Here is a 13,213-nt window from a genome sequence, read left to right on the forward strand (position 1 = left end):
TGACACCGGATACCCGGAAGCTAATATTCGGTTTCGAGTAATCGAGATCGAGGAGGTGTCCGTATGGCCAAGCGCAAAGTGGCGAACCCGTTGGCGTTCGCCGTGCTCGGCAGCCTCGGTGAGCGGTCGATGCACCCGTACGAGATCTCGACCATGCTCAAGACCCGCGGCAAGGACCTGAGCATCAAGCTCAATTACGGCTCGCTCTACTCGGTCGTCGCCGCGCTCGAGAAGAACGGTTTCATCGAGGCGGTCGAGACCGTGCGCGACGGCAATCGCCCGGAGAAGACCGTCTACGCGATCACCGCCGCCGGCCGGGACGAGTTCGCCGACTGGCTGGCCGAGCTGCTCGGCAGTCCGGAGCGGGAGTACAGCCAGCTGGAAGCGGGCCTGGCCTACCTTCCGGCGTTCTCGCCGGACCGGGTCGTCGAGTTGCTCGACCAGCGGATCGAGGCGCTGGCCGCCGAGATCGAGAAGCTGGAGACCACGCACGCGGAGATGGCGTCGAACCAGTTCCCGCGGATCTTCTGGGTCGAGTCCGAGTTCCGGCTCGCCCTTGTCCAGGCGGAGATCACCTACACCCGCAAGCTGGTCCGGGCGATCCGGACCGACGAGCTGGAGGGTTCGGCCTTCTGGCGCAAGGGATTCGAGGCCGTCGAGAAGTACGGCATCCAGCCGGCCGACCTGTTCAAGGACCCGGTCAAGTACTTCGGAGAGGAGCTCCCCTGGCTGCAGGAGATCCCACCGGAAAGTAGATAAGCACGGCCCTCGACCAGGGAGCGGCAACTCCCGGGCCAAGGGCCGCAGTTCCTCGAGTCGATCCCGCAAGCGAGACCTGACACCCAAGGCGCACTGGTCAGGATAGCCGGGTCGACTCCTCATCACTCAGCAAGAGGAGTCACGTCACCATGGCATCACCCCCTGCCCTCGAGGCAGCAGAACTGGTCAAGACCTATCCCGCCGGCCGCAAGAAGCCGCCGCTGCGGGCGCTCGACGGACTGAGCTTCACGGTCCCGGAGGGCGTAGTACTGGGATTGCTCGGGCCGAACGGCGCGGGCAAGTCCACCACCGTGAAGATCCTCACCACCTTGTCGCGGGCCGACTCCGGTACCGCGCGGGTGGCCGGCTTCGACGTCGTCAAGCAGCAGGCCGAGGTCCGGCATGCGATCGGCTACGTGCCGCAGAAGTCCAGCTCGGACCCGATGGCGACCGGCGTCGAGAACCTCGTCCTGTCCGGCCGCATCTACGGCCTGTCCAGGCAGGAGTCGGTACGCCGTGCCGCCGAACTCCTCGCCCGTTTCGACCTCACAGAGGCCGCCTCGAGGCAGGTCCGCACGTACTCAGGCGGCATGCAGCGCAAGCTCGACGTCGCGCTCGGACTCGTCCACCGCCCGCGCGTGCTCTTCCTCGACGAGCCGACCACCGGCCTCGACCCAGAAGCCCGCGCGGACCTGTGGAACGAGGTCGAGAGACTCTCCGGCACCGAAGGCCTCACCGTCCTCCTGACGACCCACTACCTGGAGGAAGCCGACCGACTGGCCGACCAGCTAGCGATCGTCGACCACGGCAAGATCGTTGCCGAAGGCACCCCTGAAGCGCTGAAGGCCGAGCTGCGCGGCGACTCGGTACAGGTCGAGCTGGTGGACGCCGACCTCGACGGCACGGTCACCAGGCTGCTGGCCACCCTGCCTGGGGTCGGCGAGATCGTTGTCGACGGCAACACTTTGCGGGCACGCGTCGACCGTGGCGCGACCGCGGTTCCCGCAGTACTGGGAGCCCTTGAGGAGAAGGCGATTCCGGTCACCGCGGTCACGGTGTCGCGGCCGTCTCTCGATGATGTCTATCTGCAGTACACGGGTCGCTCGTTCAAGACGGCGGAGAAGGAGCAGGCGGCATGAGCACGCTGACAGCAGATCGAGTCACCACATCCAGCCCTGCACGCCGGGGCGGCTTCCTCACTCACACCGCGTTCATCACCGGCCGCTGGCTGCGAGCGCAGTACCGGTCTCCCGCCCTGATCGCCTTCACACTGGTGCAACCGGCGATCTGGTTGCTGCTCTTCGGCCAGCTGTTCAAAGGTGTTGTCGCGCTGCCGGGCTGGAGCGACTCGTCGTACATCGCGTTCCTCACCCCCGGCATCGTGATGATGACCGCCCTGATGACGAGCGGCTGGAACGGCACCACCTTCATCGCCGACATGGAACGTGGCGTCATGGACCGGATGCTCACCTCGCCGGTCCGCCGAGGCGCCCTGATGGCCGGCCAGTTGATCAGCAACGGCACCACCACCGTCATCCAGACGATCCTCGTCTTCGCCATCGGCTTCGCAGCCGGCGCCCGCTACGACGGCGGCGTCCTCGGCTACGCGGTAACGATCCTCGTCTCCATGCTGGTAGGCACCGCCTTCGGCTCCCTCTCCAACGCGGTCGCCCTCCTAACCCGCCAACAAGAAGCCTTGATCGGCATCTCCCAATTCATCTCCCTCCCCCTGACCTTCATGTCCTCGATCATGCTCGACCCCAAACTCGCCCCCCACTGGGTAGCCGTAGCAGCCCGCTACAACCCAGTCGACTGGGCCGCCATCACCGCCCGCCAAGCCCTCTCAGCCACCCCCGACTGGAACTCAGCCACCCGCCACGGCCTCTACCTCCTGGCCTTCACCCTCATAGTCGGCTACCTCTCAACCCGAGCCTTCCGCACGTACCAACGCTCGGTCTAGAGCGGCTTGACCCAGCGGGACCAGTTCGGTTGGGCGGCGTACCCGGCCGCGCTCCAGGCGCGATGGGCCTCGGCATTCGCATCGAGGACCATCGCGTCGGCCCGCCGTCCGCCGTACTCCGCGAAGCGGCTCTCGGCCAATGCGACGAGAGCGCGGCCGATCCCGCGCCGGCGGTGACTCGGCGCGACGGCGAGACGATACAGATGGCACCGCCAGCCGTCCCAACCGGCGATCACCGAGCCGACCAGCTTCCCGTCGTCCTCGGCGAGCAGCAGGGCGGCGGGATCGCGGGCGATCAGTCGCACGACCGCCTCGGGTGAGTCCGGCGGCCGATCCGAGTCTTCGGCCGCATCGGCCCAGAAGGCCAGCACGCCAGGCGCATCCGCCGCTGTCGCCACCCGAAAGTCGATCGCCGCCATCTGAGCGATCGTACCTACGGCCCGTGTCAGCCTGCGGTTTGGAAGGTTCGGCGGTAGTCCTGGGGTGGGACGCCTACTACTCGGCGGAAGTGGTGGCGGAGTAGGGCTGCGGTGCCGAAGCCGGCTTCGGTGGCGATCTGTTCGATGCCTAGTTTCGTCTGCTCCAGCAGGGTTCTGGCGTGCAGGACTCGTTGGGTGGTGACCCATTTGAGGGGGGTGGTGCCGGTTTCGGCGACGAAGCGGCGGGCGAAGGTTCGGTCGGACATCTGCGCTCGGCGGGCGAGCTCGGGGACGGTGTGTTCGATGGTGAGGTTGTCGACCATCCAGTCCAGGACCGGTTGCAGGCTTTCGCCGGACTGTTCGGGGACCGGTACTTCGACGTACTGGCGTTGGCCGCCGTCCCGTTGCGGCGGGACGACCATCCGGCGGGCGATGCGGGTCGCCACCGCACTGCCGAGTTCGCGGCGGACGAGGTGGAGGCAGGCGTCGATGCCGGCGGCGGTACCGGCGCTGGTGATGATGTCGCCGTCGTCGACGAACAGCACGTCCGCGTCGAGCTTGGCCTCGGGGAACTGTTCGCGGAACTTGTCCGCATACCGCCAGTGAGTCGCGCAGCAGCGCCCGTCGAGCAGGCCGGCCGCGCCGAGCACGAAGGCGCCCGAGCAGACCGTCAGCAGGATCGCGCCCCGGGCGTGCGCTGTCCGGAGGGCGTCCAGGATGCGTTCGTCGTACGCCCCGCGCCAGGTGGTGGCGGGCAGCGCGACCAGGTCGGCGTCCTCCAGCTCCTCCAGCCCGTACGGCGCGATGACGGACGAGTGGCTGCTGGTGAGCAGCGGCTCGCCCGGCGTGGTCGAGCACACCTTGAAGTCGAAGGCCGGTACGCCGTCGTCGGTCCGGTCGATCCCGAACACCTCCGAGACCACCCCGAACTCGAACAAAGCGACGTCCTCCATCAGGACGACAGCGATCTTCCGCAGCATGTGAGCCAGTATGGCAGAAATTTGTGGGTGACAGTCAATAGTGCCAATTGTGGCTGGATGTGGTTGGTAGCATGATTACTGCCATGAACGGAATCATCGTCCTCGCAGTACTCGCGCTGGTAGTGATCGCGGCTCTCGAAGGCAGCAGCAGGCGGAACGCCGCCGGACTCGGACACGGGCCCGATGGCAGCTGGGTTGCCGACGACCGCGACACCGCCAGGTCCAAGCTCGACCTGCTCGCCCTCGGTGGCGCCGCAGAGCCGTTCTCCCACAAGCCCGTCGCCAACACCGGCAGCGTCGTCAGCATCCGCCGCGCCCGGGTCCTCCACTCACACGGCCGCCACGCGGCCTGACGAGCAGCACGCAAATGGCCGGGGAGACCACTCTCCCCGGCCATCGCTATGGAGCTGCTAGGCGGGTCTTCCGGCGTGGTCAACCACAGCAGCGGTAAGAATTTGTCAAGCAATTCGACTCGGATCGAAAGTTGACCCCGTCGGTTGGCAGGGTGGATGGTCCATCCCGACCGACGGAGGATCAGATCGATGGAGCGCAGGACCCTACTTCTCGGCCTGGCCGCGGCGCCGGCGGCAGCAGTCCTGGGGCAGCAGCAGGCACAGGCTGCGGCGACGGCGAGCTACTACGTCGGGACCACTGAGCAGACGCAGAACAAGGTGATGGTCTTCGACAAGAGCAAGGCATTCAGCGACGCGAACCGGCACTGGAGTTTCAGTCCGGGTGGTGGCGCCTGGGCCAACCTGTCGGACGTGAAGTTCCGGGCGACCGAGGCGCAGGGCTGGATCGCGCTGGTGGCCGCGTCGGGTGGCAAGGCCGGGATCGTCAACATCGGCAGCGAGAAGGACACCGAGCTGAACGACCTGTCCTGGTCGGCGACGCCGGGTGGCAATCCGCACGCGATCGAGCGCGTACCGGGCAACGGCTCGGTGATCGTCGCCAGCTCGGACGGCAAGTTGACCGTGTACGCGCCGAGCAGTGTCGCCAACCTGGGCAGCCTGGCGAAGGTACAGACCATCGACTATGCCGGGGCGCATGGCGTCCTGTGGGACCCCACCTACTCGCTGCTCTGGGTGGTCGGCAAGAACCGGTTCAGCCACTACGCGGTGACCGGGAGCAAGCGCAGTACGCGGCTGAAGTACGCCGCGCACTTCAGCCTGGGCAGTGGAAATCTCGGGCACGATCTGCAGCCCGACTACACCAACCACCAGAAGATGTTGATCACGGCAACTAAAGGCGTGTACGAGCTGCTCACCGACGGCGGGACGTTCCGCAGCCGGCAGATCTCCACCGAGCGCAGCGTGAAGTCGTACGTGAAGCACTCGTCGGGCGAAGTCGTCTCGATCAAGGGCGACGGCACCCAGCCGCGCGACTGGGCGAACAAGACGGTCCGCTTCTCCGCGTCGGCCGACCGGACCCGTACCGGCGCCCAGTTCTACAAGGCACGGATCTGGACCACCGCCTTCCAGTAGGAAAACCACAGGCGTGGTCCGGGAACCTATGTCACAGTCGGGCTCATGGACGACTACCGCACGGTGAACCGGGCCAGCTGGGATGAGCGGGTGTCGGCGCATGCCGCGTCACCCGACTACATGCTGGACAAATTCGCAGACCCGGAGTACCTGAGTCAGGTCGTGCAGTTCGACGTGCCGCGGCTGGGGGACATCGCCGGGTTGCGGGGCGTGCACCTGCAGTGCCACATCGGTACCGACACGGTGTCGCTCGCGCGGCTCGGTGCGCGGATGAGTGGGCTGGACTTCTCCGCGCCCGCAATCGAGCAGGCGCAGAAGTTCGCCGACGGGCTCGGGCACGAGATCGACTTCCACCAGGCCGACGTGTACGACGCTGTCGAGGTGCTCGGCGAAGCGCAGTACGACCTGGTCTTCACCGGGATCGGCGCGATCGGCTGGCTGCCGAGCATCCAGCGCTGGGCCGACGTCGTGGCGGGGCTGCTGAAGCCGGGCGGGCGGCTGTTCATCCGCGAGGGGCACCCGATGCTGTGGTCGCTCGGCGTCTCCAAGACGAGTGGCGAGATCGTGCTCGACGCGCCGTACTTCGAGACCGAGGCGCCGCAGATCTGGGACGAGGGCGGTACCTACGTCGAGACCGACGCCGAGTTCAGCCACAACACCACCCACGAGTGGAACCACGGGCTCGGGGAGATCTTCACGGCGCTGACGAAGGCCGGCCTCGACGTCACCGACCTCGAGGAGCACGACAGTGCTCCGTGGATGCCGCTGGCGGGTCACATGACGCGCGACGAGCAGGGCGAGTGGCGCCTCACGGATCAACCGGAGCGTCTCCCCGCCACCTACACCCTGCAAGCGCGTCGCCGCTAGGACGGTGCTCCTACCGGGTGCTTAGTGCGCGCTCCGGCGCTGCTGCACCTTCTGGAACATCTCCTTGGCCTTGCGCTGGTTCTCGGGCTTGCTGAGCTCACGCTGCGCGACCTGCAGCAGCTTGGCGACCACAGCGCCCTTGACCAGTGTCTTCACGAAACCCATTGGGGGCCTCCTTCTCTACTTCTTACGAAGGTAGCGGTACCCACAACCAATCCCCATGGGTGATCCCCCGCAGTCGTCCCTCAGACGTGGTCGGCGTAGGCCAGGTGGGTGCCGCAGTGCAGGCAGCGGAACAGGTAACCGGTCGCCTCGCCGGTCGCCGACAGGGCGGTCGCGGGCTGGTTGATCATCTCCAGTGCTTCGGGGACGACCAGTAGGTCCTCGTAGCCGACCTTGCCCAGGTACGCCGCTGCGTCGGCGCAGTGGAACATCCAGTGCTCCTGCTGCCACCCACTGAACCCAGGGGTCCGGGTGAGCACCTCGGTGAGAACCGGCTGGGGCACGTCGTCCGGGACGTCGAGGACGGCAGTGAGCTCGGCCTCGAACAGGGTTGCCGCCGAGCCGTCCGAGATGCACCACAGGCAGAGCTCCTCGACCACCTCGTCCTCGCTGTAGACCGGCCCGGTGTACATCAGCCCGCGGTGCCGGCCGCAGCAGCGGCAGGGCGCATCGCTGGTGATCACCTCACCAGTGCCCACCGGATCGGGGTGGTAGCGGAACGTCGGTACGTCGGTCACACCCAGACCTTGGCGGACCGGCGTACCGGGTGCAAGTCAGCCCGCCTCTTCCCTTGCCTTGTACTGTCCCCGCTCGCTCCCCCTCCGCTTTCCTTCCCTTGCTCTGTCCGTGCCGTAAGGCACACTTGGGGGCGTGCCCGAGTTGCCGGAGGTTGAGTCGCTGACGGGGTTCCTGCGGGAACGTGCCGTCGAGCGGGCGTTCGTGCGCGCCGACATCACCGCGATCAGCGCGCTGAAGACCTACGACCCGCCGATCTCGTCGCTGGTGGGCCTGCTGATCGACGACGTGCAGCGGCACGGCAAGTTCATCGACATCTCCGCGCAGGGCATCCACCTGATCATCCACCTGGCCCGCGCCGGCTGGCTGCGCTGGCGCGAGGAGCAGTCCACCGGCTTGGTCCGGCCTGGCAAGGGCCCGATCGCCTGCCGGGTGGCATTCGACGACGGCTCCGGCTTCGACCTGACCGAGGCCGGCACCCAGAAGAAGCTCGCCGTGTACGTCGTCCGCGACCCCGCCGAGGTGCCCGGCATCGCCAAGCTCGGGCCGGATCCGTTCACGCTGACCACCGAGGAGTTCGGCGACATCCTGAAGGCGGCCGGCCGGGTCCAGCTGAAGGGCGTCCTGCGCAACCAGTCGATCATCGCCGGCATCGGCAACGCGTACTCCGACGAGATCCTGCACGTCGCGAAGATGAGCCCGTTCAAGCCGGCCTCCAACCTGTCCGCCGACGAGCTCCAGCAACTCTTCGACGCGATGCAGGAGACCCTGCGCGACGCGGTCACCCGCTCGGCCGGCCTCGCAGTACAGGACCTCAAGTCGGAGAAAAAGAGCGGCATGCGGGTGCACGGTCGTACCGGCCAGAAGTGCCCGGTCTGCGGCGACATCGTCCGCGAAGTCAGCTTCGCCGACTCGTCCCTGCAGTACTGCGCCACCTGCCAGACAGGCGGCAAGCCGCTTGCCGACCGCCGCCTGTCCAAGCTCCTCAAATGATTCAGGTCATCTGGTTGAACATGTCCAGTACTTCGGAATTGAACGGCGTGGCCAACAGGATCTGAGGACCACTGGTGGTCCGTCGCGACGTCGCGGCGAAGATGTAGCCGAGGTTCTGGTCGATCCGGTCCTTCAGCCACGGGCCGCCGCTCGCGCCGCCGTTCATGGTGCAGCCGAGGGCCGCGTCGGTCGAGCCCGAGGCGGACGTGGTGCCGTCGCAGTAGTACGGGACCTCACCGTTGAACGGCGGCTCGGCCGGCCAGCCCCAGATCCGGGTGCCCGGTTGGCTGCGGCTGTTGTTGATGGCCAGACCGTTGCCGCCGACCGTGTCGATCAGGCTCCGGTTGTTACGCGGCCAGACCGTGAAGAACGCCTGGTCGTAGCTGAAGTTGCTGTTGTTGATCCAGGCGTTGAACGTCCGGGCAGCCGCCCAGTTCCACAGCCCGGCACCGGACTGGCCGTTGTAGTAGGACGGTGCGAAGGCGATGTTCGAGTGCCAGTTGCCGCCCTGCCCGCTGTGGATGCAGTGGCCGGCGGTGACGACGAGGTTCTTGTAGTTGTTGTTGACCGCGGCCGCGGAGCAGACGTAGTTCAGGCCGTTGTCGGAGAAGAAGACCTTGCCCGCGGTGCTTGGGACCGGGTCGTTGAGTGTCGTCCGGCCCACCGGCGCGACCGGGTGTGAAGCGATGCTCGGCGGTCCAGTCCGCGGTGCGGGATCCTGGCTCGCGGGCAGCTTCGGGTCATTCGGCAGGTCGGCGGGGATCGCGTTCCGCAGCTTCTCGGCGGTCCAATAGCCGGTCGGCTCCAGCGCACCGGCCGGCGCCTTCGACGGCAGAGCAGGCGCCTGTACTGCGGACGTCGCGGCCGGGCTGGTCGCTGCCGGCGCATCGGTGGGAGTGGCGGCGAAGGCCGATCCGGTGGCGGCGGTGGTGAGCAGGAAGCCAGCGACGGCCAGCTTCAGTGATCGTTTTCCGGGCAGGCTGAAAGTGCGCATGGTGGCTCCTCATTCGGGGCGGAACAGAGTCACTGCGTGATCACTGACAGTAGAGGGGAAACGTTCCCAATCGGCAAGGCCTCGGCCGATCTGCGGACCAGGGGGCGCGGTGGGCGGCCGGGGCTGCGATGATCACTGCATGACTCCGGAGATTCCCGCAGTGGTGGTTGCCGACGTCGACGACGCGTTGCTCGCCGAGGCGTTCGTGCTCGACGTCCGCGAACCCGACGAGTGGGCCCGCGGGCACATCGAGAACGCGGTGCACATCCCGCTCGGCCAGCTGCAGGAGCGGGTCGGCGAGGTGCCGCTCGGGCAGAAGGTGCTCTGCGTCTGCGCGGTCGGTGGCCGGTCCTCGATGGCGACCCAGTTCCTGGCGTCCCAGGGCCGCGACGCGATCAACCTCGACGGCGGTATGACGGCCTGGGAAGGCGCCGGCCGGCCGGTCTCGCTCGACTGATTCCAGACAATAATCTTCCGGTCTCCGATCAAAGACGTTACTTTGTCACCGATCGGTTGACCGGCGTACACCCGCGCCTCACACGGCGGTAGGGCTCGCGGCGTCGGATGGCCGCGTCCGTCCACGCCGAGGAGGCCGTTGTGTCGTTCCGTCGCGTTGCCGTTTGTCTCACCGCAGGTGGCCTGATTCTCGGTACTACGATCAGCCCGGCCTTCGCCCGATCCGTAGCGCAGCACCAACCGCTCCCCGATGCCGCCATCGCCGGCGACGGCTTGGTGACGAGCCGGCAGGACGACCCGATAGCGCCCGGCGTCGACCACACCGCGTTCGAGCGGCTGGACGCTCGCGGCTGGCTGCGCGGCGACATCATCGTGGCCGATCTCGACAAGCACGGCGTCACCGTCGACTACGTGAACACCGGCAAGGTCTCAGGCGGCCAGCCGCTCAGCCAGCAACTCGCAAGCAAGGGCGCGATCGCCGGCGTCAACGGCGACTTCTTCGACATCAACGACACCACCGCGCCCCTCGGCGTCGGCATCGAGCGCAACGGCAACAACACGGCCGGCCGGCTGATCAACGCCCCCGCCGCCGGCCACAACGACACCGCGGTGATCGGCAAGGACGGCCTCGGCCGGATCGCCCAGGTCTTCCTGCAGGGCACGGCGACCGACGACGACGCCACCAAGCTCGACCTGACCAACCTCAACTCACCCGGCGTCAACGCCGACGGCATCGGCCTCTACACCCCAGAGTGGGGCGCCGCACCCCTCACGAGAACAGTCGACGGCGTACCCAACGTCCGCGAGGTCCTGCTCCGCGACGGCGCAGTCGTCTCCTCGACGACCACCCCCGGTACTACGCGGCTAGCGGCCAACGAGCTGGCCCTGATCGGCCGTGATGCAGGCGCCACCTCCCTCAACGCCTTCGAACCCGGCGACAAGGTGGACATCCAATACGGCCCGCGCCCAGACGCACTCGACGCCGCCGTCGCGATCAGCGGCAACGTCCAACTAGCCCACGACGGCAAGGTCCCGGATGACGTACCCGATGCCGACCTCGCCCCGCGAACAGCAGTCGGCTTCACCGAGAACGGCCGCCGCATGGTCCTCCTCACCGTCGACGGTCGCGCGACCGGCTCCCGCGGCCTCTCCCTCAAGGAGATGGGCCAGCTGATGATCGGCCTCGGCGCCGACGACGTCCTCAACCTCGACGGCGGCGGCTCCTCCACGATGCTCGCCCGCTCACCCGGCGAGGCCGCCCCCGAGGTGGTCAATGACCCGTCCGACGGCGGCGAGCGACTGATCCCGAACGGCCTCGGACTCCTTCCCACCAAGGGATCCGGCAAGCTCAAGGGCTTCCAGCTCGAAGCAACCGGTACTGCGGCCGAGGACGCCGACACCGACGTCTCCAAGAGCTCCCGCGTCCTCACCGGCCTCACCCGAGTACTGACCGCCAAGGGCCACGACGAAACCTACACACCAGCCACCGGTACGCCGAACTGGTCCACCGGCAGCAATGCGAGCGTCACCAGCAAGGGAGTCGTCACGGGCCGCCGCGCAGGCGATGTCATCGTCACCGCCGCGAAGGGCTCGGCACGCGGCCGCTTCCCGATGACAGTCCTCGGTACTCCGATCCGCCTCGCCCCCTCGACTCGCCAGGTCTCGTTGCCCGACGCAACCGCCAAGGGCTTCTTCACCGTCAACGGCTACGACGCGGACGGCTTCTCCACCTGGGTCGAACCGCGGGACGTCAAGCTCACCTACGATCCCGCATTGGTGACCGTTGTTGCGCGAGGCAACGGCTTCGACGTGAAGGCGATCGGTACCGACGCCGTCTCGACCGTCGTCACCGCGAAGGTCGGCCAGCTCACCACGCAACTCAGTGTCACCGCAGGGCTGACCAGCCAGATCGTGGATGAGGTCGACGACCCGGCCAAGTGGGTTGCGAACGCAGTACCGGTTGGTGCCTCGACGGCATCGAGATCCGTTGCCGAGGGCCACGATGGTGGGCAGGCGATCGCGCTCGACTACTCGTTGACGGGCAGCACCGCGACGCGGGCGGCGTACCTGTCGGAGACTCCGCAGCAGACGCTGCCCGGCCAGCCGCAGAAGCTCGGCGCGTGGATCTACGGTGACGGCAAGGGCGCCTGGTTGCGCGCGAACGCCTACGACGGCGCGGGCGGCTCGGCCCAGACCCTCAACCTGGCGGCGACAGTCGACTGGACCGGCTGGAAGTACGTTGAGGCGGACATCCCGCCCGGGCTGACGATGCCGCTGCGGTTCTGGCGGATCTACGTCGTCGAGACGGTGCCGACCCGGCAGTACTCCGGCCGGATCGTGATCGACGATCTGACCGTCCGCGGCGCCCCGCCGGTGACGATCGCGCCGCCGGCCAAGGTGATCGACCCGATGGTGGTCACGGACGGCAGCGCGACCGGCGGCGGACGCTGGAAGTTCGCCGTGATGTCGGACGCGCAGTTCACCGCCGACGACCCGAACTCGGACTTCGTGAAGCAGGCCCGCCGGACGATCCGGGAGGCGCTCGCGCAGAACCCGGACTTCCTGGTGATCAACGGCGACTTCGTCGACCGTGGGTTCGCTCAGGACATCGCGCTGGCGAAGAAGATCATCGACGAGGAGGTCGCCGGCAAGGTGCCGGTGCACTACGTGCCGGGCAACCACGAGAGCTACGGGCCGGGCGACCTGTCCGAGTGGACCAAGGTGTTCGGCGCGCCGACCAGCACGTTCGACCACAAGGGCACCCGGTTCATCCTGCGCGACTCGTCGCTCGGATCGCTGCGGGCCGGTGGGTTCGCGCAGATCCTCGACCTTCGGCAGCAGCTCGACGACGCTTCCCGCAACAAGGCGATCAAGAACGTCGTGGTGATGGCCCACCACCCGATCGACGACCCGTCGCCGACGCAGAACTCGCAGCTCGGCGATCGCAAGGAGGCTGAGCTGCTGGTCCGCTGGCTCGCGGACTTCCGCGCATCGACGGGCAAGGGCGCGGCCTACATGGCGGCTCACGCGGGCACCTTTGCGGCGACTCGGACCGACGGAGTGCTACTGCCGCTGACGGGCAACTCGGGCAAGGGCCCGGCGGCTGCTCCGGACGCTGGTGGGTTCACCGGGTGGGCGCTGGTGGGGATCGACCCGTCAGCGAAGGAGGCGGCGGCTGGTGAGCGCCACTGGTCGGCTCCTGAGCGGGACTGGTTCCAGGTGGAGCTGCGGGCGCATGTGGACTCGCTGGAGCTGTCGGCGCCGGCAGTGCTCAAGCTGGGCAAGACAGGGGCGGTGGCGGCGACCGTAGTACAGGAGAACCGGCGAGTGCCGGTGTCGTTCCCGGTCTCGGCCGACTGGTTCGGATCGTCTCTCCTGCACATCGGCTCCATCCGTACCGCGCCCTTCTGGGCAGTGGCCTCCTATGACCCGGCCACTGGCACTCTGACCGGCCTGCGCCCCGGCACAGTCCAGCTAGGCGTGACAGTCAACGGCACCAGCAAGAGCACGACCGTGCAGGTCAACTGGTAGCCCTCACACGATCAGGACTGCGGCCGTTCAAC

The 13,213-nt window shown here is 67.5% G+C and carries 14 protein-coding genes; 9 read left to right on the top strand and 5 right to left on the bottom strand.

What is annotated here, in order from left to right; genetic code table 11:
• The first annotated feature begins 63 nt into the window (after positions 1 to 63).
• The 3 genes from OHA70_RS12510 to OHA70_RS12520 all read left to right on the top strand — a co-directional run bounded on the left by OHA70_RS12510 (position 64) and on the right by OHA70_RS12520 (position 2,719).
• Positions 64 to 759 carry a PadR family transcriptional regulator gene (locus OHA70_RS12510; protein ID WP_328331865.1) on the top strand — a complete coding sequence of 232 codons (696 nt, stop codon included), beginning with the start codon at positions 64 to 66 and terminating at the stop codon, positions 757 to 759.
• 149 nt (positions 760 to 908) lie between these two features.
• Positions 909 to 1,898 (top strand): ATP-binding cassette domain-containing protein, encoded by a 990-nt coding sequence (locus OHA70_RS12515; RefSeq protein ID WP_328331866.1) that lies wholly within the window; start codon positions 909 to 911, stop codon positions 1,896 to 1,898.
• Positions 1,895 to 2,719 (top strand): ABC transporter permease, encoded by an 825-nt coding sequence (locus OHA70_RS12520; protein WP_328331867.1) that lies wholly within the window; start codon positions 1,895 to 1,897, stop codon positions 2,717 to 2,719. Before OHA70_RS12515 ends, OHA70_RS12520 begins: the two co-directional genes overlap by 4 nt.
• Here the strand turns inward: OHA70_RS12520 and OHA70_RS12525 are convergent.
• Positions 2,716 to 3,138: a GNAT family N-acetyltransferase gene (locus OHA70_RS12525; RefSeq protein WP_328331869.1), complete on the bottom strand. Its 423-nt coding sequence runs from the start codon at positions 3,136 to 3,138 to the stop codon at positions 2,716 to 2,718. The two genes, OHA70_RS12520 and OHA70_RS12525, sit on opposite strands and share 4 nt — an antisense overlap.
• Before the next feature lie 26 nt (positions 3,139 to 3,164).
• Complete coding sequence (locus OHA70_RS12530; RefSeq protein WP_328331871.1) at positions 3,165 to 4,118, bottom strand: helix-turn-helix domain-containing protein; 954 nt, start codon at positions 4,116 to 4,118, stop codon at positions 3,165 to 3,167.
• 83 nt (positions 4,119 to 4,201) lie between these two features.
• Between OHA70_RS12530 and OHA70_RS12535 the strand changes: the two genes are divergently transcribed.
• The 3 genes from OHA70_RS12535 (at position 4,202) to OHA70_RS12545 (ending at position 6,469) form a co-directional block, all read left to right on the top strand.
• Positions 4,202 to 4,471 (top strand): hypothetical protein, encoded by a 270-nt coding sequence (locus OHA70_RS12535; protein ID WP_328331873.1) that lies wholly within the window; start codon positions 4,202 to 4,204, stop codon positions 4,469 to 4,471.
• A gap of 189 nt (positions 4,472 to 4,660) precedes the next feature.
• Positions 4,661 to 5,602 (top strand): DUF6528 family protein, encoded by a 942-nt coding sequence (locus OHA70_RS12540; RefSeq protein WP_328331875.1) that lies wholly within the window; start codon positions 4,661 to 4,663, stop codon positions 5,600 to 5,602.
• Positions 5,603 to 5,647: 45 nt separating this feature from the next.
• A complete protein-coding gene (locus OHA70_RS12545) occupies positions 5,648 to 6,469 on the top strand; it encodes a class I SAM-dependent methyltransferase (protein ID WP_328331877.1) in 822 nt (273 codons plus the stop codon).
• A gap of 21 nt (positions 6,470 to 6,490) precedes the next feature.
• Here OHA70_RS12545 and OHA70_RS12550 read toward each other — a convergent pair whose 3' ends face one another.
• Positions 6,491 to 6,634 (bottom strand): hypothetical protein, encoded by a 144-nt coding sequence (locus tag OHA70_RS12550; RefSeq protein ID WP_185441943.1) that lies wholly within the window; start codon positions 6,632 to 6,634, stop codon positions 6,491 to 6,493.
• A gap of 80 nt (positions 6,635 to 6,714) precedes the next feature.
• Positions 6,715 to 7,209, bottom strand: coding sequence for a CbrC family protein (locus OHA70_RS12555; protein ID WP_328331882.1), 495 nt, complete (start codon positions 7,207 to 7,209; stop codon positions 6,715 to 6,717).
• Between the two features lie 133 nt (positions 7,210 to 7,342).
• On the opposite strand from OHA70_RS12555, the gene OHA70_RS12560 reads away from it, so the two are divergent.
• A complete protein-coding gene (locus OHA70_RS12560; RefSeq protein ID WP_328331884.1) occupies positions 7,343 to 8,200 on the top strand; it encodes a DNA-formamidopyrimidine glycosylase family protein in 858 nt (285 codons plus the stop codon).
• A gap of 1 nt (position 8,201) precedes the next feature.
• On the opposite strand, the gene OHA70_RS12565 is transcribed toward OHA70_RS12560, so the two are convergent.
• Positions 8,202 to 9,194: a trypsin-like serine peptidase gene (locus OHA70_RS12565; RefSeq protein WP_328331886.1), complete on the bottom strand. Its 993-nt coding sequence runs from the start codon at positions 9,192 to 9,194 to the stop codon at positions 8,202 to 8,204.
• 139 nt (positions 9,195 to 9,333) lie between these two features.
• Here OHA70_RS12565 and OHA70_RS12570 point away from each other — a divergent pair, with 139 nt between their 5' ends.
• Both OHA70_RS12570 and OHA70_RS12575 read left to right on the top strand, forming a co-directional pair.
• Complete coding sequence (locus OHA70_RS12570; RefSeq protein WP_328331888.1) at positions 9,334 to 9,651, top strand: rhodanese-like domain-containing protein; 318 nt, start codon at positions 9,334 to 9,336, stop codon at positions 9,649 to 9,651.
• Between the two features lie 140 nt (positions 9,652 to 9,791).
• Positions 9,792 to 13,181 (top strand): phosphodiester glycosidase family protein, encoded by a 3,390-nt coding sequence (locus OHA70_RS12575; RefSeq protein ID WP_328331890.1) that lies wholly within the window; start codon positions 9,792 to 9,794, stop codon positions 13,179 to 13,181.
• Positions 13,182 to 13,213: the final 32 nt, after the last annotated feature.

Source organism: Kribbella sp. NBC_00382, from assembly GCF_036067295.1.
Lineage (GTDB): Bacteria > Actinomycetota > Actinomycetes > Propionibacteriales > Kribbellaceae > Kribbella.

Bases quoted from the DNA above. Each gene is read 5' to 3' on its own strand.
- OHA70_RS12510 (WP_328331865.1), top strand. From the start codon at position 64: ATGGCCAAGCGCAAAGTGGCGAACCCGTTGGCGTTCGCCGTGCTCGGC.
- OHA70_RS12515 (WP_328331866.1), top strand. From the start codon at position 909: ATGGCATCACCCCCTGCCCTCGAGGCAGCAGAACTGGTCAAGACCTAT.
- OHA70_RS12520 (WP_328331867.1), top strand. From the start codon at position 1,895: ATGAGCACGCTGACAGCAGATCGAGTCACCACATCCAGCCCTGCACGC.
- OHA70_RS12525 (WP_328331869.1), bottom strand. From the start codon at position 3,138: ATGGCGGCGATCGACTTTCGGGTGGCGACAGCGGCGGATGCGCCTGGC.
- OHA70_RS12530 (WP_328331871.1), bottom strand. From the start codon at position 4,118: ATGCTGCGGAAGATCGCTGTCGTCCTGATGGAGGACGTCGCTTTGTTC.
- OHA70_RS12535 (WP_328331873.1), top strand. From the start codon at position 4,202: ATGAACGGAATCATCGTCCTCGCAGTACTCGCGCTGGTAGTGATCGCG.
- OHA70_RS12540 (WP_328331875.1), top strand. From the start codon at position 4,661: ATGGAGCGCAGGACCCTACTTCTCGGCCTGGCCGCGGCGCCGGCGGCA.
- OHA70_RS12545 (WP_328331877.1), top strand. From the start codon at position 5,648: ATGGACGACTACCGCACGGTGAACCGGGCCAGCTGGGATGAGCGGGTG.
- OHA70_RS12550 (WP_185441943.1), bottom strand. From the start codon at position 6,634: ATGGGTTTCGTGAAGACACTGGTCAAGGGCGCTGTGGTCGCCAAGCTG.
- OHA70_RS12565 (WP_328331886.1), bottom strand. From the start codon at position 9,194: ATGCGCACTTTCAGCCTGCCCGGAAAACGATCACTGAAGCTGGCCGTC.
- OHA70_RS12570 (WP_328331888.1), top strand. From the start codon at position 9,334: ATGACTCCGGAGATTCCCGCAGTGGTGGTTGCCGACGTCGACGACGCG.